A 17,245-nucleotide genomic window follows, 5' to 3' on the forward strand; every position below is an offset into this window, starting at 1 on the left:
CCAGATGACCACCAACAACTCCTCGACGACGGGCGCGCAGCTCGACGAGAAGCAGATCTTCGACCTCGCGGAGGCGGAGGACGCCAAGCTCCGCGCCAAGGCCGGGAAGTCCTACTCCCAGGGTGCCCTGGTCCGCAAGCGGTTCTTCCGCCACAAGGCGGCGATGATCTCCCTGATCGTGCTGGTCTTCATCACGCTGATGGCGTTCTCCTCCATCGGCTTCGCCGGCATCCCCGGCTGGTGGGACAAGTCCTACACGGCCGCGGCGTCCGTGGTGAACGGCGGTCGCCCGACGCTCTCGGTCGTGCCGCAGGCCTTCGGGGGCGAGGGCATCCGCTGGGGCGAGCATCCCTTCGGCCAGGACACCACGGGCAAGGACTACTTCGCCCTCGTGATGCGCGGGACCCAGCAGTCCATGATCATCGCGGCCATCGTGGGCCTGCTCTCCACCGTGATCGGCGCGGTCGTCGGCGCCGTGTCCGGCTACTTCGGCGGCTGGGTCGACTCCGTGCTGATGCGCCTGACCGACCTGATCATCGTCATCCCGCTGCTCGTGCTCGCCGCGGTGCTCGGCCAGATGGCCAGCGGCATGAAGATGGGCATCCTCCCGCTCGCGGTGGTGCTCGGCCTCGTGTCCTGGACGTCCCTGGCCCGCCTCGTGCGCGGCGAGGTCCTGTCCCTGCGCGAGAAGGAGTTCGTGGCGGCCGCCGTCGCCATGGGCGCCAAGCCGGGCCGCCTGATCTTCAAGCACCTGCTGCCCAACACGATCGGCGTGATCGTCGTGAACGCGACGTTCGCCATCGCGGGCGCGGTGCTGCTGGAGACCTCGCTGTCCTTCCTCGGCTTCGGCGTGAAGGCGCCGGACTCGTCCCTGGGCCTGCTCATCTCCGACTATCAGAACGCGTTCACCACCCGTCCGTGGCTGTTCTGGTGGCCCGGCATGATCATCCTCGCGATCGCCCTGTCCGTGAACTTCCTCGGCGACGGCCTGCGCGACGCCTTCGACCCGCGCCAGGGCGCGGGCGCCCACCGCAGGCCCCGCTTCTTCGGCCGCCGCGCGGCCGCCACCGAGGCCGGTGCGACGACGGCGGGCGGTCTGGCCGCGGCCCCGACGGCCGGCCGGATCGAGGCCCCCGCGGAGGAGGCCGGCGGATCCGCACGGATCTCCGACGCGGACGAGGACGGTCAGCGATGAGCGCGAACGACAAGAAAGGCCGATCCATGTTCGGCAAGAAGAACGAGAACGACGTGACCGCCGGCGGGCAGGGCTCGCACGCGGCGTCGTCGGCCGACCTCGAGGCGCGCGGCGCCGCCGTGCCCGGCTCCTCCGGCGACGGCGGCGTGCCTCCGGGCCCCGCGACGAGCGCGATGGGCGTCGTGGCCCGCCACGACGACCTGGGCGGCGAGCCGGTGCTCGCCTTCCGCGACGTGGACGTGAAGTTCGCGACCGAGTTCGGCGAGGTGCACGCGGTCAAGGGCGTGACGTTCGACGTCAAGCCCGGCGAGGTCGTCGCCCTCGTGGGCGAGTCCGGCTCCGGCAAGTCCGTCACGAGCGCCACCGCCATGGGCCTGCTCCCGGGCAATGCGGACATCACCGGCTCCGTGCAGCTGGCCGGCCGCGACGTGCTCACCATGACCCCGGGGCAGCTGCGCGACATCCGCGGCGACGAGGTGGCGATGGTGTTCCAGGAGCCCATGACGGCCCTGAACCCCGTCCTCACCGTGGGCGACCAGCTCACGGAGGCCCTCGAACTGCACGGCATCGCCTACGGCACCGAGGCGGACAAGCGCGCCGTCGAGCTGCTCACCATGGTGGGCATCCCCGACGCCGCCACCCGGCTCAAGCAGTACCCCCACCAGTTCTCGGGCGGCCAGCGCCAGCGCATCGTCATCGCGATGGCGATCAGCTGCTCGCCGAAGGTGATCATCGCGGACGAGCCCACCACGGCGCTCGACGTGACGGTCCAGGCCGAGATCCTGGAGCTGCTGCGCTCCCTGAAGAACAAGATGAACACCGGCATCCTGCTCATCACGCACAACATGGGCGTGGTGGCGGACATGGCGGACCGGGTGTGCGTGATGCTCCACGGCGAGCTCGTGGAGCAGGGCTCGGTGCACCAGGTGCTCCAGCACGCCCGGCACCCGTACACCCAGAAGCTGCTCTCGGCGGTGCCGCGCCTCGGCGAGCCCCTCGAGGTGGCAGAGCCGGAGCCGGTCACGGCCACGCAGACGCAGGCCCGGTACGCGATCGAGGCGGAGAACCTCCACCTCGAGTACGACCACCGCGGCAAGAAGAACCGCGTGGTCCACGACGTCAGCTTCCAGGTGGCCCCGGGCGAGATCCTGGGCCTGGTGGGCGAGTCCGGCTCGGGCAAGTCCACCATCGCCAAGTCGGTCCTCGGCCTGCTCACCATCGCGGAGGGCTCGCTGCGCATCCAGGGCCACGACCTGGCGACGATGCCCAAGGCCGAGCAGCGCGCCCTGCGCAAGAACATCGGCGTGGTCTTCCAGGACCCGGCGGCCTCGCTGGACCCGCGGTTCCCGATCGGCGACATCATCACCGAGCCGATGGTCGTGCACAAGGTGGGGGACCGGCGCTCGCGCCTGGCCCGCGCCGAGGAGCTGCTGGACGCGGTGCGTCTGCCGCGCTCCGTGGTGAACCGGTACCCGCACGAGCTCTCCGGCGGTCAGCGCCAGCGCATCTCGATCGCCCGCGCCCTGACCCTGGACCCCCAGGTGCTCATCGCGGACGAGCCGACCTCGGCCCTCGACGTGTCCGTCCAGGCCGCCGTGCTGGACATGTTCGCGGAGCTGCAGCAGCGCTACGAGTTCGCGTGCCTGTTCGTGTCCCACGACCTCGCGGTGGTGGATATGCTGGCCCACAAGGTGCTCGTCCTCAAGGACGGCCGCCAGGTGGAGCAGGGCCCCACGGAGGAGGTGCTCCACCGTCCGAAGGAGGAGTACACCCGTCGCCTCCTGGCGGCGGCGCCCGTGCCGGACCCGGACCAGCAGGCGGAGCGTCGCCAGGAGCGCCGCGAGTTCCTCGCCTCCCTCGGCGAGGGCGTCTACTGACCGCGCGGGTCGGCGGCGGGCGCGTCCCGCCGCCGACCCCGGGCCCACCGGCCCGCCTGTCCACGGCGGCCCCTGCGCGTACAATCGCACGGGGGCCGCCGTCGTCGTGCGCCTCCACCCCTTTGATGTCGAACCGGACAGGACGCCCATGACCTCGACCGAAACCCGCCGCTCCGATCTGCGCAACGTGGCCATCGTGGCCCACGTGGACCATGGCAAGACCACGATGGTGGACGCCATGCTGCGCCAGACCGGTGCCTTCAACACGCACGGCGACGTCGCCGAGCGGGTCATGGACTCCGGGGACCTGGAGAAGGAGAAGGGGATCACGATCCTCGCCAAGAACACCACGGTGTTCTACTCCGGCCCGTCCGCCCCCGAGGGCGAGACCGTCACCATCAACGTGATCGACACCCCCGGCCACGCCGACTTCGGCGGCGAGGTGGAGCGCGGCCTGTCCATGGTGGACGGCGTCGTGCTGCTCGTGGACTCCTCCGAGGGCCCGCTGCCCCAGACCCGCTTCGTGCTCCGCAAGGCCCTCGCCGCCAAGCTGCCCGTGATCCTCGTGGTCAACAAGACGGACCGCCCGGACGCGCGCATCGACGGGGTCGTCTCCGACTCCATGGACCTGCTGCTCGGCCTGGCCTCGGACCTGGCCGAGGAGGATCCGGACCTGGACCTCGACTCGGTGCTGGACGTCCCCGTCGTCTACGCCTCGGGCAAGGCCGGCCGCGCCTCCCTGACCCAGCCCGCCGACGGCGCCCTGCCGGAGGCCGAGGACCTCGAGGCCCTCTTCAACGTGATCATGGAGCACATCCCGGCCCCGTCCTACACCGAGGGCGAGGTCCTCCAGGCGCACGTCACCAACCTGGACGCCTCCCCGTTCCTCGGCCGCCTCGCGCTGCTGCGCATCTTCAACGGCACCCTCCGCAAGGGCCAGCAGGTCGCGTGGGCCCGCCAGGACGGCGCCCTGAAGACCGTGAAGATCACCGAGCTGCTGGCCACCAAGGGCCTCGAGCGCGTGCCCGCGGAGGAGGCCGGCCCGGGCGAGATCGTCGCCGTCGCCGGCATCGAGGACATCATGATCGGCGAGACCCTCACCGACGCGGAGAACCCGAAGCCGCTGCCGCTGATCACGGTGGACGACCCGGCCATCTCCATGACCGTGGGCATCAACACCTCCCCGCTGGCCGGCCGCGTCAAGGGCGCCAAGGTCACAGCGCGCCAGGTGAAGGACCGCCTGGACAAGGAGCTGATCGGCAACGTCTCGCTCAAGGTGCTCCCCACCGAACGCCCGGACGCGTGGGAGGTGCAGGGCCGCGGCGAGCTCGCCCTGGCTATCCTCGTGGAGCAGATGCGCCGCGAGGGCTTCGAGCTCACCGTGGGCAAGCCGCAGGTGGTCACCCGGACCGTGGACGGCAAGGTCCACGAGCCGATGGAGCGCATGACCATCGACATCCCCGAGGAGTTCATGGGCGCGGTCACGCAGCTCATGGCCGCCCGCAAGGGCCGCATGCAGGAGATGTCCAACCACGGCACGGGCTGGATCCGCATGGAGTTCCTGGTCCCGGCCCGCGGCCTGATCGGCTTCCGCACCCGCTTCCTCACCGAGACCCGCGGCGCGGGCATCGCCTCCTCCTACGCGGCCGGCTACGAGCCGTGGACCGGTGAGATCGAGTACCGCACCAACGGCTCCCTCGTGGCCGACCGGGCGGGCTCCGCCACGCCGTTCGCCATGATCAACCTGCAGGAGCGCGGCACCTTCTTCGTGCAGCCCGGCGCCGAGGTGTACGAGGGCATGATCGTGGGCGAGAACTCGCGCGCCGACGACATGGACGTGAACATCACCAAGGAGAAGAAGCTCACCAACATGCGTGCGGCCTCCTCCGAGTCGTTCGAGGGCCTGACGCCCCCGCGCCGGCTCACCCTTGAGGAGTCCCTCGAGTTCGCCCGCGAGGACGAGTGCGTGGAGATCACCCCCGAGGACATCCGCATCCGCAAGGTCGTCCTGGACGCCAATGAGCGCCTGAAGGCCGCGCGCGCCCGCGCCCGTGCCTGAGCGTCCCCGCCGCCGCGCCCGGCCCGCCGACGTGGTGGGCGGGGCGTTGCTCGGCGTCGTCGCCGGCGCGCTCGGCACCGCCGTCCATCTGAACCTGGCCTCCCTGCCGGGCGGCTGGACCCTGCCCTGGGGTGCGGTGCTGGCGCTTGTGCTCGTGGGCTCGACACAGCGCTGGTGGATGGTCCGACGCGCGGGCCGCGGCGGGCGCGCCCTGCCGGCGGGGGCCGCGGTCGTCGCCGGCGCGTTCACCGCCGTCCTGGCCCTGCAGCGCCTGCCGGTGGACGACGCCCTGGGGTTGTCCTGGACGGCCGGCCTGTGGGCGGCGGCGCCGGGCGCCGTCGTCGCCTCCGTGGCCTGGAACGTCGGCCAGCCGGCGCTCGGCCTGGTCCTGCTGGCCGCGGGCCGGCGGCTGGACCGCCGACCCGCGGAGGCCGCCGAGGCCGCCACGCGCCCCTGCCGGGCCACTGTGACCGCCCGCGAAACGCGTCCGGGGGAGCGAGTACCCTGGACCGCAGCCCCGCAACCCCGTGCCCAGAGAGAGGTGGACGGTCAGCCATGACCTACGTGATCGCGTTGCCGTGTGTGGACGTCAAGGACAAGGCGTGCATCGACGAATGCCCCGTGGACTGCATCTACGAGGGTGAGCGCATGCTCTACATCCACCCGGACGAATGCGTCGACTGCGGTGCGTGCGAGCCGGTGTGCCCCGTCGAGGCCATCTACTACGAGGACGACACCCCCGACGAGTGGGCCGAGTACTACAAGGCCAACGTCGAGTTCTTCGACGACCTGGGCTCCCCGGGCGGGGCCGCCAAGCTGGGCATGATCGCCAAGGACCACCCGATCATCTCCGCCCTGCCCCTGCAGAACGCCGACGCCTGAGCCCCATGCTGACGCTGCCGGACTACCCGTGGGACACGCTCACCCCCTACCGTGAGCGTGCCGCCGCCCACCCGGACGGCGTCGCGGACCTGTCCATCGGAACGCCGGTGGATCCGACGCCGGCGCTGATCCGCCGGGCCCTGACCGAGGCCGCCGACGCGCACGGCTACCCGACGACGCACGGCACGGACGCCCTGCGTCGCGCGGTCGTCGACTGGTACGCCCGGCGCCGCGGGGTGCCCGGGCTGGACCCGGCGGCCGTGGTGCCCACGGTCGGGTCGAAGGAGTTCATCGCGTGGCTGCCCACGCTGCTCGGGCTCGGCGCAGGCGACGTCGTCGTCCACCCCGAGGCCGCCTACCCCACCTATGCGGTGGGCGCGCTGCTGGCCGGGGCGGAGGCCGTGGCCGCGGACGACCTCGACGCGCTGGCGCCCGAGGTGCGTGAGCGGGTGCGCCTCGTGTGGACCAACTCGCCGGCCAACCCCACCGGCGCCGTGCTGGACGCGGCGGCGCTGCGCCGCACGGTCGACGCCGCGCGCGCCGTGGGCGCCGTGGTGTGCGGGGACGAGTGCTACGCCGAGCTCGGCTGGGACGCGTGGGACGGGGCCGTCGTGCCCTGCATCCTGTCCGACGAGGTCTCCGGCGGCGACCTGACGGGCCTGCTGAGCGTCTACTCGCTGTCCAAGCAGTCCAACCTCGCCGGCTACCGCGCCGCGTTCGCCGCGGGGGATCCGGAGCTCGTGGCGACCCTGGTCAACACCCGCAAGCACGCGGGCATGATCGTGCCCGCCCCGGTGCAGCACGCGATGGCCGTGGCCCTGGCCGACGACGCGCACGTCGCGGAGCAGAAGGACCGCTACCGCCGCCGTCGGGACGCGCTGCGCACCGCGCTGGAGGCCTCCGGCCACACGGTGGACCACTCCGAGGCGGGGCTGTACCTGTGGGCCCGGCGGGCGGACCTGGACCCGGCCGACGCCACGGCGCAGGACTCGTGGGACCTGCTGGGCGAACTGGCGGACCTGGGCATCATCGCCGGGCCCGGCGTGTTCTACGGAGCCGGCGGCGACGGCTACGTCCGCGTCGCGATCACCGCCACGGACGAGGCGGTCGCCCGGGCCGCGGCGAGACTCACCGCCCGCGGGCCGCGGACCGGCTGAGCCGGGGCCGAGGGCCGTCGTCGGGGGAAGCGACCGCGCGCCCCGGGCCGGTCCTTGATAGTTTGGAGCAGAGTCGTCCCCGTGTGGGCGCGCCCAGGCCGGCGCGCGAACCCGGGCCATCGAGAAGAGAAGACGAGGGAGCACACCCGTGACCCATCACGAGTCCGTCCGGCTGACCGTCGGCGAGCAGAGCCTGGACCTGGGCGTCGAGCACGCCACAGAGGGCAACAACGGCATCAACATCGCCCCGCTCCTGAAGGAGACCGGCGACGTCACCTACGACCCGGGCTTCATGAACACGGCGAACGCCAAGTCGGCCGTCACGTACATCGACGGCGACCAGGGCATCCTGCGCTACCGCGGCTACGCCATCGAGGACCTCGCCGAGCACTCCTCCTTCATGGAGGTGGCCTACCTGCTGATCTACGGCGAGCTGCCCGAGTCCAAGGAGACCCTGGAGGCCTGGGAGACCAACATCCTGCGCCACAACATGGTGCACGAGGACCTCAAGCTGTTCTTCAACGGCTTCCCGCGGGATGCGCACCCCATGCCGGTGCTGTCCTCCTCCGTGTCCGCGCTGTCCACGTTCTACCCGGACTCCCTGGACCCGCACGACCCGGAGCAGGTCCACATCTCCACCGTGCGTCTGCTGGGCAAGCTGCCGGTGCTGGCCTCCTACGCGTTCAAGAAGTCGCTGGGCCAGCCGTTCATGTACCCGCACAACTCACTGAACTACGTGGAGAACTTCCTCCGCCTGTGCTTCGGCGTGCCGGCCGAGGAGTACGACATCGACCCGGACGTGGTCAAGGCCCTCGACCTGCTGCTCATGCTGCACGCCGACCACGAGCAGAACGCCTCCACCTCCACGGTGCGCCTGGTCGGCTCCACCCAGGCCAACCTGTTCGCCTCGGTGTCCGCCGGCATCAACGCCCTCTACGGCCCACTGCACGGCGGCGCCAACGAGGCCGTGCTGAACATGCTCCGGAAGATCAAGTCGGAGGGCATCACGCCCGAGGACTTCATGGAGAAGGTGAAGAACAAGGAGGACGGCGTCCGCCTGATGGGCTTCGGCCACCGCGTGTACAAGAACTACGACCCGCGGGCCAAGATCATCAAGAAGACCGCCGAGGACATCCTGGGCAAGATGGGCGGCAACGACGAGCTGCTGGAGATCGCCCAGCGTCTCGAGGAGAAGGCCCTCGCCGACGACTACTTCGTGGAGCGCAAGCTCTACCCGAACGTCGACTTCTACACCGGCGTGATCTACAAGGCCATGGGCTTCCCGGAGAAGATGTTCACCGTCCTCTTCGCCCTCGGCCGCCTGCCCGGCTGGATCGCCCAGTGGCGCGAGCTCATGGAGGACCCGGCCACCAAGATCGGCCGCCCGCGCCAGATCTACGTGGGCGAGCAGCTGCGCCAGTACCCGCAGCGCTGACCCGGGGGCGCTGACCCTGCGTTGGGGGGCGGTTTCGGGTGGTATTCGGACGGAATACCACCCGAAACCGCCCCCAATGCGTTCGCCGGAGCGTGCTCACGTCGAGGCGGAGGGGCTGAGGCGGCGTCGGACCACCGCGACGACGCCACGGAAGTCCTCGCGCCCATCCGCCCAGGTGACGCGGAGCGTCGTCCAGCCGCGCGCCTGGCCGTAGCGGTCCCGGCGGGCGTCGCGCGCCTGCTGCTCCCGCGTGCGGTGCCCCGCACCGTCGTACTGCAGGGCCAGGCGCACGTGGCGGTAGGCCAGGTCGGCCACGGGGGAGAAGGGGTCCCCGGGTTCGAGCGCGGCCTGCAGCTCCGGCTCCGGCAGCCCGCCGGCCACGAGGGCGAGGCGCAGGCGGGTCTCGGGCGGCGAGTCCGCCCCGACGCGAACGGAGTCCAGCGCCTCCCGGGCGGCCGGGCGGCCATGGAAGCGTCCGGACGCGCGCAGCGCGGACCGCAGCGCGGCGATCGTGGTGGCCGGATCCGTCCGGCCCGCGGGCGTCCACGGGTGCCGGACGGCGTGGTCGCCGGCGGCCACGAGGTCCTCGAACGTCCACGGGGGCGTCAGGGAGCACAGGTCCAGCCAGGTGCGATCGACCGTGGTGACGCGCAGGCCGTGCACGTGCGTGACGAACTCGGGCGCCAGCGGCCGCCGGTGGTCCATCAGACCAGCCCGCCGGACGCGTCGTGTCCCCCGGGCCACGGTGAGGTGAACCGGCGGGTCGACGTCGAGCTCGCCGGTCGCCGGGTCGCGCCGCCGCCAGGCACGCGCGGGCATCGGCAGACCGTGCAGGTGGGCCGCGGTCTCGTGGGAGAGGACGGCATCCGGGCGTCGGCGCAGAAGCGCGGCAAGGTGATCGGGGGAGAAGCCGTGCCCGGGCTCGGGCAGGCCCAGGTCGGCCCATCCCGTGCCAGGGTGCGCCCGCTGCCGGTGGAAGCCCTGTCCGACCCGCTCCAGGTCCGACCGGCGGGCGCGGTCGGGCGGCAGCCCCAGTCGGGCCAGGTCCGTGGCCAACAGGACGGCGGGCTGGTCGGGCGGCAGAGGAGTCACGACGCGCGGCATGCACCCATCGGACGACGCCGGCGGGGCGCCCGGGGCGCGCTGGCCGCGGCACGGGGATGACGCGCGGGGCGGGCGCTGCTGTGCAGGAGCCGACGGCCCGCGCCGCGTGCCGCCGTCGTCGCCCCGCCCCCGGACCGCCGTGGAGCTCCGGGGGCGATAGTGGGCGTTATCCCGACGGGATACCACCGGAAATCGCCCCCAAACGCGGCGCGGAGGGAAGGGTCGCGGGCTGGCAGCCGGGTGCGCCGGGTCAGTTCGCGTGCAGCGCCGCGTTCAGTTCGACGGTCCGGCCGGCGCGGGGGAGGGCCTCGACCCCGCCCGTGGTGGAGTTGCGGCGGAACAGCAGGTTCGGCACGCCGGAGAGGTCCACGGCCTTCACGGTCCGCGCCGCCTCGCCGTCCTGCAGCACGCTCACGCGCGTGCCTGCGGTGACGTACAGACCGGCCTCGACCACGCAGTCGTCGCCGACGGAGATGCCCACGCCGGAGTTCGCGCCGAGCAGCACGTGCTCGCCGATCACGATCCGCTGGGTGCCGCCGCCGGAGAGCGTGCCCATGATGGACGCGCCGCCTCCGACGTCCGACCCGTCGCCCACCACGACGCCGGCCGAGATCCGGCCCTCCACCATCGAGTGCCCCAGGGTGCCCGCGTTGAAGTTCACGAAGCCCTCGTGCATCACGGTCGTCCCCTCGGCCAGGTGGGCGCCCAGGCGCACCCGGTCCGCGTCGCCGATGCGCACCCCGGAGGGCACGACGTAGTCCGTCATGCGCGGGAACTTGTCCACGCCGTACACCTGCACGGCGCCGCGGGCACGCAGCTTCGCCCGCGTCAGCTCGAAGTCGGCGACCGCGCAGGGGCCGTGGTTCGTCCACACCACGTTGGTGAGCAGCCCGAAGACGCCGTCGAGGTTGAGCTCGTTCGGCCGCGCCAGGCGGTGCGAGAGGGCGTGCAGGCGCAGCCACGCGTCCGCGGTGGAGGCCGGGGCGGCGTCCAGGTCGACCTCCAGCTCGACGACGGCCTGGGTGGTTCCGCGGTCCGCGTCGTCCGCGGCGAGGGCGCGCAGGGTGTCGCACAGCGAGGCGTCCGCAGCGGAGAGCGGACCGGCCACGGGGGCGGGGAACCACACGTCCAGGACGGCGCCGTCGGCGGCGGTGGTGGCCAGGCCGTGGCCGGAGACGAGACGGGGGGAGGGCTGCTGTGCAGCGGTCTGGGTCATGCGCCTCAGCCTAATGAGCGGCCGGGGCACGCTGCGGGGCGGTGGGAGGAGCGTCCGTAGACTGGACGCATGAGTCTCACCCCCGTGTCCCTGCCCGACCTCGCCGATCCGGACCTCGACGTCACGGCGCTCACCGCCACCCTGCTGGACGTGCGCTCCGTCTCAGGGGAGGAGGGTCCGCTGGCCGACGCCGTCGAGCAGGCCCTGCGCGCCCTGGGCGGCCTCGAGGTGCGGCGGTTCGGCGACGCCGTCGTCGCCCGCACCGCTCTGGGGCGGCCGACCCGCGTGATCCTGGCCGGGCACCTGGACACGGTGCCCCTGCCCACCGTGCCGGGCTCGCGCGGGACCGTGCCCTCGGCGTGGGACGGGGACGTGCTGTACGGCCGCGGGGCCGTGGACATGAAGTCCGGCGTCGCCGTGCAGCTGGCCCTGGCCGGCCGCTTCGGCCGCGCGGACGGCCCGACCCCCGTGCACGACGTCACGTGGGTGTTCTACGACCATGAGGAGGTCTCCTCGGACCTCTCGGGCCTCGCCCGCGTGGCCCGCCAGGCCCCCGAGCTGCTGGAGGGCGACTTCGCGGTGCTGCTCGAGCCGACCGACGGCGTCGTGGAGGGCGGCTGCAACGGCACGTGCCGGTACCGCGTCACCTTCCCCGGTGTCGCGGCGCACTCGGGCCGCGCCTGGCGCGGCGACAACGCGATCCACAAGCTGGCCCCCGTGCTCACCGCCCTGGCGGCGTACGAGCCGGCCACGGTCACGGTGGAGGGCCTGGAGTACCGCGAGGGGCTCCACGCGATCCGCGTGACCGGCGGCGTCGCGGGCAACGTCATCCCGGACGAGGCGTCCGTGGACCTGAACTACCGGTTCGCTCCGGACAAGACCCTCGAGCAGGCCCACGCGCACGTCCGCGCGGTGCTGGAGGGGGCCGGCGTGGACTGGGACGCCCAGGTGCGGATCGACGACGCCTCGCCCGCCGCCCGCCCCGGTCTGGACCGGCCGGCCGCCGCCGCGTTCGTCGCCGCCGTCGGGGGAGAGCCCCAGCCCAAGTACGGGTGGACGGACGTGGCGCGGTTCTCGCAGCTGGGCGTGCCCGCGGTCAACTTCGGCCCCGGCGACGCCCTCCTGGCCCACACGGACGACGAGCACGTGCCCCGCGAGGCGGTCCACGCGTGCCTCGCGGCGCTCGCGGCCTGGCTGGCCGGCTGACCCGACGACGTCGGCCGCCACCGGCCACCGGCCACCGGCCGTCGGCCGCCGCCACCCGCCGGACCCGCGGGCCCGCCGCGGCTCCGCCGGGTCAGGCCGCCGTGGCCGTGGACGCCCCGACGAGCGGGGTCGTGGGGGTGCTGGCGTCGCCGGCCGTCCGCGACGACAGCCGGCGCGAGAGCCGGGTGGCCGCCCAGGTGAGGAGGAAGTTGATGACGATGAAGATCACCGCGGCCACCACGAGGGACTGCAGGATGTTGCCGTTGCCGGAGCCGAGCTGGCGGGCGTACTGCAGGAGTTCGAAGAAGCCGATGAGGTAGCCCAGCGCCGAGTCCTTGAGGATCACCACGAACTGGCTCAGCAGTGAGGGCAGCATGGCGATGAGGGCCTGGGGCACCTCCACGAGCCGCAGGGACTGCATGCTCGTCATGCCCACCGCCGCGGCCGCCTCGCGCTGGCCGCGCGGCAGCGAGCGCACCCCGGAGCGCACCAGCTCCGCGATCACGGACCCGTTGTACAGGGTCAGCGCCGCGATCACCGCGTAGTACGGGCCGTCCTGGGGCTGGATCGCCCCGGTGCGCGCGACCTGCGCGAACAGCTGGTAGAAGAACACCATCATCACGAGCACCGGCACGGCCCGGAAGAACTCGACGACGACGGCGGCCAGCCAGCGCATCGGGCCGAACGGGGCCAGCCGCAGGAAGCCGAACACCAGGCCGAACACCACGGAGGTGACCACGGCGATGCCCGCGGACTGCAGGGTGAACTGCAGGCCCGGCAGGTAGTAGTTCCGCCACGCGTCGCCGTCGACGGCGGCCAGCCAGCGGCGGCCGGAGAGCTGGCCGGTGGCGTTCATCTGGATCAGCACGAGCACCGCCACGACCAACACCGCGGCGAGGGAGACGAGGTTGGCGAGGAGGATCCGCCGGCGGGCGATCGGACCCGGGGCGTCGAAGAGGACGGAGGCCTGGGCACTCATCGGGCCACCGCCCACTTCTCCGAGGCCCACGTGGTCAGCAGGCCGATGGGGATGACGATCAGGCAGAAGCCGATCGCGAAGGTCAGGAAGATCGCCACCATCACGTCCGGGCTGAACTCGATCATGCGCTTCATCAGGCCCGAGGCCTCCGCCACCGACGCCGCGGCGGCGACGGTGGTGTTCTTGGTCAGCGTGATCACGGTGTTGCCGAGCGGGGTGATGGCCCCGCGCAGCGCCTGGGGCAGGATCACGTGGCGGGCCGCGGGCAGGAAGCCCAGGCCGATGGAGCGGGCGGCCTCGGCCTGCCCGAGCGGGACGGTGTTGACGCCGGAGCGGATCGCCTCGCACATGAACGCCGCGTGGTAGAGCGAGAGCGCGATCACGGCGTAGATGAAGAAGTTCAGCGTGAAGTCGGACGAGAAGCTGACCTTCAGCTGCCCCCAGACGGCGAGCACGCCGAGCAGCATGATGATCGTCAGCGGGGTGTTGCGGACCACGTTGACGTAGCCGGTGCCGAGGGCGCGCAGCGAGGGGACGGGCGAGATGCGGAACAGGGCGAGCACCACGCCGAGGGCGAACGAGCCGAGGGTCGCGAGGAACGCGAGCCTGATGTTCGTCCAGAACGCGAGCGGGATGTCCGCGCCGTAGTCCGCGAGGAGCGAGGAGATCGATTCCATGTCTTCTCCGAGGGTCGGGACAGGGCTGACGGGCAGGGGAGCCGCCGGGCGGGCCGAGGGTGACGGTTCAGGTCACGCCCTCGGCCCACCCGGCGCAGGAGGCCGTCAGGCGCAGGGCTCGAACTCAGCGTCCTCGCCGGAGTTCAGCGTCTCGTCGTAGGTGTAGCCCGTGCCCTCGGTGTTGGACTCGAGGGCCTTCTTCCACTCGCCGGAGTCCTTCATCTCCTTGATCGCCTCGTTGATGTCCTCGCAGCGCTCCGAGTCCTTCGGCAGGCCGACGCCGTAGCGCTCCGTGGTGAAGGTGTTGCCGACGACCTTGAACTTGCCCTTGTTGGCGTCGGCGGCGGCCAGGCCCGCGAGGATGATGTCGTCCGTGGTCACGGCGTCCACCTGGCCGGACTCGAGGTAGGTCACGCATTCGGCGTAGCCGCCCTGCTCCACCAGGTTCACGCCGGAGGCGAACTGGTCCTTGATCTTCTGGGCCGAGGTGGAGCCGGTGACGGAGCAGAGGTTCTTCCCGTCGAGGGACTCGGGGCCGGTGATCGCGGTGTCGTCCGCGCGGACCAGCAGGTCCTGGCCGGCCACGAAGTACGGGCCCGCGAAGGCGACGCGCTCCTTGCGGGCGTCCGTGATGGAGTACGTCGCGAAGATCATGTCGACCTCGCCGTTCTCCAGGGCGTTCTCCCGGTTCGCAGACGGGGTCTGGACCCACTCGATGTCCTGCTCGGCCACGCCGAGCTTGTCCGCCACGTAGCGGGCCACGTCCGTGTCGAAGCCGGTGGGCTGGGCCGAGCCCTCGCGGTAGCCCAGGCCCGGCTGGTCGAACTTGATGCCGATGCGCAGGCTCTCGCCGGAGCCGGACGACGTCGACTCGCCGGCCGAGGACGAGCCGGCGGCGTCGCCACCGCCGCCCTGCGAGGACGACGGCGCGCAGGCGGTGAGGGACAGCGCGGCCGCGGCGGTGACGGCGGACAGGGTCAGGAGCTTCGTGCGGAGCATGGTGCTCTCCTCTGGTTCGGTGCGGTGGGGTGCGACGGGGGACGGGGTCAGTGCGCGAGGATCTTGCCCAGGAAGTCCTGGGCACGCTCGTGTCGGGGGTTCGTGAAGAAGGTGTCGGGGTCGGTGTCCTCGAGGATGGCGCCGTCGGCCATGAAGACCACGCGGTCCCCGGCCTTGCGGGCGAAGCCCATCTCATGGGTGACCACGACCATGGTCATGCCGCCCTCGGCGAGCTGGACCATGACGTCGAGGACCTCCTGCACCATCTCGGGGTCGAGGGCGGAGGTCGGCTCGTCGAAGAGCAGGGCCTTCGGCTCCATCGCCAGGGCACGGGCGATGGCCACGCGCTGCTGCTGCCCGCCGGAGAGCTGGGCCGGCATCTTCCTCGCCTGCTGGGCCACGCCCACGCGCTCGAGCAGCTCCATGGCGTGCCGCTCGGCGTCCGCCCGGCGCTTGCCCTTCACCTTGATGGGCCCGAGGGTCACGTTCTCCAGGATCGACTTGTGCGCGAAGAGGTTGAAGGACTGGAAGACCATGCCGATCTCGGCGCGCAGCTGGGCGAGCTGTCTGCCCTCGGTGGGGAGCGGCCGCCCGTCGATCAGGATGCGGCCGCCGTCGTCGTCGATGGTCTCGAGCCGGTTGATCGTGCGGCACAGCGTCGACTTGCCGGAGCCGGACGGGCCGAGGACGATCGCCACCTGGCCGCGCGGGATCCGCAGGTCGATCTGTCGGAGGGCGTGGAAGTCGCCGAAGTGCTTGTTGACGCCCTCAAGGACGATCAGGTCATCGCCCGCGGCACCGCGACGGCGCCGCACACCGGCCTCGTCGGGGAGGTGGGCGCCGTGGGGCTGCTCAGGCGTGATCTGCGTCATGCCAGTGGAATATAGCGCACGCCACACCCGGCGCGGTGCGCCGTGCGACGCCGGCCCCGGCGGCCCGCCGGCTCGTTAGGCTGGCGCCATGGCCCCACATGAGCACCCCTCGGGCGGCGACGTCGCCGCCAAGCCCCAGCGCGTCCGCCGCGGCGGGCAGGTCCTGCGCGGGGAGGCGGCGCGCACCCCCACGTTCGACCAGCTCCTCCTCGACGGCCGGCGGCCCGGCGACGCCGCACGCCCCGCCGCCGACGTCGCCTCGACGACGTCCGAGGCCTGGCGTGTCCTGCGCATCCAGGCCGAGTTCGTCGAGGGCTTCGGCACTCTGGCGGGGCTGGGTCCCGCGGTCTCCGTGTTCGGCTCGGCGCGCACGCCCGAGGGCAGCGCCGAGTACGTCCTGGCCCACGAGGTCGGGACCCGCCTGGCCCGGGCCGGGTACACGGTCATCACCGGCGGGGGGCCCGGCGCCATGGCGGCCGCCAACCGGGGCGCCCACGAGGCCGGTGGAGAGTCCGTGGGCCTGGGGATCGACCTGCCGTTCGAGACCGGTCTGAACCCCTGGGTGCACGTGGGCGTGGACTTCCGCTACTTCTTCGTCCGCAAGGTCATGTTCCTCAAGTACGCGCAGGGCTTCGTCGTGCTGCCCGGCGGCCTCGGCACCCTGGACGAGCTCTTCGAGGCCCTCACCCTCGTGCAGACCGGCACCGTCACCCGCTTCCCCGTGGTCCTCGTGGACCGCGGCTTCTGGGGCCCGCTCGTGGACTGGATCCGCGGCACGCTCGTGGAGCGCGGCATGATCTCGCCCGAGGACCCGGACCTCGTCCAGCTCGTGGACACGGCCGAGGAGGCCGTCGCGTGCGTGCTCTGCTCGGCGGGGAGGGCCGACGCGTGAGCGGGCCGCAGTGGATCGTCCTGGTGGCCGTGCTCGTCGTCGTGCTGGCGGCCCTGGCCGCCGCCCTCGCGGGCCGGCTCACGCTCCGGGCCGGCGACCCGGCCGGACGGACGCCCGGGCACCCCGTGCTGCTGCCGGAGCGGCCGCGCGCGGCGGATGTGGACCTGCTGCGGCTGGCCGTCGCGGTGCCCGGCTACCAGCGGGACCAGGTGGACGCCGTCCTGCTGCGGCTGCGGGACGCCCTCGCGGAACGTGAGGACGAGGCGACCGCGCTGCGGGCCCGGGTGGCCGAGCTCGAGGCCGCCGACCCCTCCCGGGGCGATCCGGCGGGGTACGCCTGAGTCGTGGGCCGGGCTCGGTGCGGGCCATCGTTTGGCGCGCGCACGCGGAATCCGCGATAATGGTGATGTGACCGGCCTCGCGCACGCCCGCGTGCGGGGGCGCCGGAGGCGTCCGGTCAGTGCCCGCTCCCGCGGTCGCCGGACGCCGTGACGGGAACATCATCCAGAAGGGAAGTCGCAATGGCCGCCATGAAGCCCCGCACCGGGGACGGTCCCATGGAAGTGACCAAGGAGGGGCGCAGCCTGATCATGCGCGTGCCGATCGACGGCGGCGGCCGTCTCGTGCTGGAGATCAACGCGGACGAGGCCCGCGAGCTCAAGGAGTGCCTCGAGGGCGTCATCCAGGCCTGAGCC

At 72.4% G+C, this 17,245-nt stretch carries 17 protein-coding genes; 11 read left to right on the forward strand and 6 right to left on the reverse strand.

Annotated elements, in window-relative coordinates; translation table 11 throughout:
• Positions 1 to 4 precede the first annotated feature (4 nt).
• The 7 genes from KVS67_RS02375 (at position 5) to KVS67_RS02405 (ending at position 8,605) form a co-directional block, all read left to right on the forward strand.
• Positions 5 to 1,195, forward strand: coding sequence for an ABC transporter permease (locus tag KVS67_RS02375; RefSeq protein WP_044659397.1), 1,191 nt, complete (start codon positions 5 to 7; stop codon positions 1,193 to 1,195).
• On the forward strand, positions 1,192 to 3,072 hold the full coding sequence (locus KVS67_RS02380; protein WP_052833441.1) for an ABC transporter ATP-binding protein: 1,881 nt from the start codon (positions 1,192 to 1,194) through the stop codon (positions 3,070 to 3,072). The genes KVS67_RS02375 and KVS67_RS02380 overlap by 4 nt, the downstream gene beginning before the upstream one ends.
• Before the next feature lie 148 nt (positions 3,073 to 3,220).
• On the forward strand, positions 3,221 to 5,131 hold the full coding sequence (gene typA / locus KVS67_RS02385; RefSeq protein ID WP_002855163.1) for a translational GTPase TypA: 1,911 nt from the start codon (positions 3,221 to 3,223) through the stop codon (positions 5,129 to 5,131).
• Entirely contained in the window at positions 5,124 to 5,690 is a 567-nt protein-coding gene (locus KVS67_RS02390; RefSeq protein ID WP_135019381.1) for a hypothetical protein, read from the forward strand. The genes typA and KVS67_RS02390 overlap by 8 nt, the downstream gene beginning before the upstream one ends.
• Positions 5,687 to 6,013 (forward strand): ferredoxin, encoded by a 327-nt coding sequence (gene fdxA / locus KVS67_RS02395; RefSeq protein WP_002855160.1) that lies wholly within the window; start codon positions 5,687 to 5,689, stop codon positions 6,011 to 6,013. The genes KVS67_RS02390 and fdxA overlap by 4 nt, the downstream gene beginning before the upstream one ends.
• Before the next feature lie 5 nt (positions 6,014 to 6,018).
• Complete coding sequence (gene dapC, locus KVS67_RS02400) at positions 6,019 to 7,170, forward strand: succinyldiaminopimelate transaminase (RefSeq protein WP_217564736.1); 1,152 nt, start codon at positions 6,019 to 6,021, stop codon at positions 7,168 to 7,170.
• A 148-nt stretch (positions 7,171 to 7,318) separates the two neighbouring features.
• A complete protein-coding gene (locus KVS67_RS02405) occupies positions 7,319 to 8,605 on the forward strand; it encodes a citrate synthase (RefSeq protein ID WP_081339279.1) in 1,287 nt (428 codons plus the stop codon).
• Between the two features lie 96 nt (positions 8,606 to 8,701).
• Here KVS67_RS02405 and KVS67_RS02410 read toward each other — a convergent pair whose 3' ends face one another.
• Complete coding sequence (locus tag KVS67_RS02410) at positions 8,702 to 9,697, reverse strand: DUF559 domain-containing protein (RefSeq protein WP_368669032.1); 996 nt, start codon at positions 9,695 to 9,697, stop codon at positions 8,702 to 8,704.
• A 262-nt stretch (positions 9,698 to 9,959) separates the two neighbouring features.
• Positions 9,960 to 10,925 (reverse strand): 2,3,4,5-tetrahydropyridine-2,6-dicarboxylate N-succinyltransferase, encoded by a 966-nt coding sequence (dapD, locus tag KVS67_RS02415; protein ID WP_063190246.1) that lies wholly within the window; start codon positions 10,923 to 10,925, stop codon positions 9,960 to 9,962.
• Positions 10,926 to 10,994: 69 nt separating this feature from the next.
• On the opposite strand from dapD, the gene dapE reads away from it, so the two are divergent.
• Positions 10,995 to 12,131: a succinyl-diaminopimelate desuccinylase gene (gene dapE, locus KVS67_RS02420; protein WP_063190245.1), complete on the forward strand. Its 1,137-nt coding sequence runs from the start codon at positions 10,995 to 10,997 to the stop codon at positions 12,129 to 12,131.
• A 91-nt stretch (positions 12,132 to 12,222) separates the two neighbouring features.
• On the opposite strand, the gene KVS67_RS02425 is transcribed toward dapE, so the two are convergent.
• The 4 genes from KVS67_RS02425 to KVS67_RS02440 form a co-directional block, all read right to left on the reverse strand.
• A complete protein-coding gene (locus KVS67_RS02425; RefSeq protein WP_061867039.1) occupies positions 12,223 to 13,110 on the reverse strand; it encodes an amino acid ABC transporter permease in 888 nt (295 codons plus the stop codon).
• Positions 13,107 to 13,787 (reverse strand): amino acid ABC transporter permease, encoded by a 681-nt coding sequence (locus KVS67_RS02430; RefSeq protein WP_063190244.1) that lies wholly within the window; start codon positions 13,785 to 13,787, stop codon positions 13,107 to 13,109. Before KVS67_RS02430 ends, KVS67_RS02425 begins: the two co-directional genes overlap by 4 nt.
• A gap of 105 nt (positions 13,788 to 13,892) precedes the next feature.
• Positions 13,893 to 14,786 carry a glutamate ABC transporter substrate-binding protein gene (locus KVS67_RS02435; RefSeq protein WP_041105310.1) on the reverse strand — a complete coding sequence of 298 codons (894 nt, stop codon included), beginning with the start codon at positions 14,784 to 14,786 and terminating at the stop codon, positions 13,893 to 13,895.
• A 47-nt stretch (positions 14,787 to 14,833) separates the two neighbouring features.
• Positions 14,834 to 15,568, reverse strand: coding sequence for an amino acid ABC transporter ATP-binding protein (locus KVS67_RS02440; protein WP_179288613.1), 735 nt, complete (start codon positions 15,566 to 15,568; stop codon positions 14,834 to 14,836).
• A 178-nt stretch (positions 15,569 to 15,746) separates the two neighbouring features.
• Here KVS67_RS02440 and KVS67_RS02445 point away from each other — a divergent pair, with 178 nt between their 5' ends.
• The 3 genes from KVS67_RS02445 (at position 15,747) to KVS67_RS02455 (ending at position 17,242) form a co-directional block, all read left to right on the forward strand.
• Positions 15,747 to 16,550: a TIGR00730 family Rossman fold protein gene (locus KVS67_RS02445; RefSeq protein ID WP_063190243.1), complete on the forward strand. Its 804-nt coding sequence runs from the start codon at positions 15,747 to 15,749 to the stop codon at positions 16,548 to 16,550.
• Positions 16,547 to 16,891 carry a hypothetical protein gene (locus KVS67_RS02450; protein ID WP_049146621.1) on the forward strand — a complete coding sequence of 115 codons (345 nt, stop codon included), beginning with the start codon at positions 16,547 to 16,549 and terminating at the stop codon, positions 16,889 to 16,891. Before KVS67_RS02445 ends, KVS67_RS02450 begins: the two co-directional genes overlap by 4 nt.
• A gap of 180 nt (positions 16,892 to 17,071) precedes the next feature.
• Positions 17,072 to 17,242 (forward strand): DUF3117 domain-containing protein, encoded by a 171-nt coding sequence (locus tag KVS67_RS02455; protein WP_002855133.1) that lies wholly within the window; start codon positions 17,072 to 17,074, stop codon positions 17,240 to 17,242.
• Positions 17,243 to 17,245: the final 3 nt, after the last annotated feature.

The sequence above is a fragment of the Micrococcus sp. GbtcB5 genome (genome assembly GCF_019091605.1).
In the GTDB taxonomy this organism is placed as follows: Bacteria; Actinomycetota; Actinomycetes; order Actinomycetales; family Micrococcaceae; genus Micrococcus; species Micrococcus luteus.

Coding starts and splice junctions, on each gene's coding strand:
- KVS67_RS02430 (WP_063190244.1), bottom strand. CDS start 13,787: ATGGAATCGATCTCCTCGCTCCTCGCGGACTACGGCGCGGACATCCCG.
- dapD (WP_063190246.1), bottom strand. CDS start 10,925: ATGACCCAGACCGCTGCACAGCAGCCCTCCCCCCGTCTCGTCTCCGGC.
- KVS67_RS02435 (WP_041105310.1), bottom strand. CDS start 14,786: ATGCTCCGCACGAAGCTCCTGACCCTGTCCGCCGTCACCGCCGCGGCC.
- dapC (WP_217564736.1), top strand. CDS start 6,019: ATGCTGACGCTGCCGGACTACCCGTGGGACACGCTCACCCCCTACCGT.
- KVS67_RS02445 (WP_063190243.1), top strand. CDS start 15,747: ATGGCCCCACATGAGCACCCCTCGGGCGGCGACGTCGCCGCCAAGCCC.
- KVS67_RS02455 (WP_002855133.1), top strand. CDS start 17,072: ATGGCCGCCATGAAGCCCCGCACCGGGGACGGTCCCATGGAAGTGACC.
- typA (WP_002855163.1), top strand. CDS start 3,221: ATGACCTCGACCGAAACCCGCCGCTCCGATCTGCGCAACGTGGCCATC.
- KVS67_RS02375 (WP_044659397.1), top strand. CDS start 5: ATGACCACCAACAACTCCTCGACGACGGGCGCGCAGCTCGACGAGAAG.
- fdxA (WP_002855160.1), top strand. CDS start 5,687: ATGACCTACGTGATCGCGTTGCCGTGTGTGGACGTCAAGGACAAGGCG.
- dapE (WP_063190245.1), top strand. CDS start 10,995: ATGAGTCTCACCCCCGTGTCCCTGCCCGACCTCGCCGATCCGGACCTC.
- KVS67_RS02425 (WP_061867039.1), bottom strand. CDS start 13,110: ATGAGTGCCCAGGCCTCCGTCCTCTTCGACGCCCCGGGTCCGATCGCC.
- KVS67_RS02380 (WP_052833441.1), top strand. CDS start 1,192: ATGAGCGCGAACGACAAGAAAGGCCGATCCATGTTCGGCAAGAAGAAC.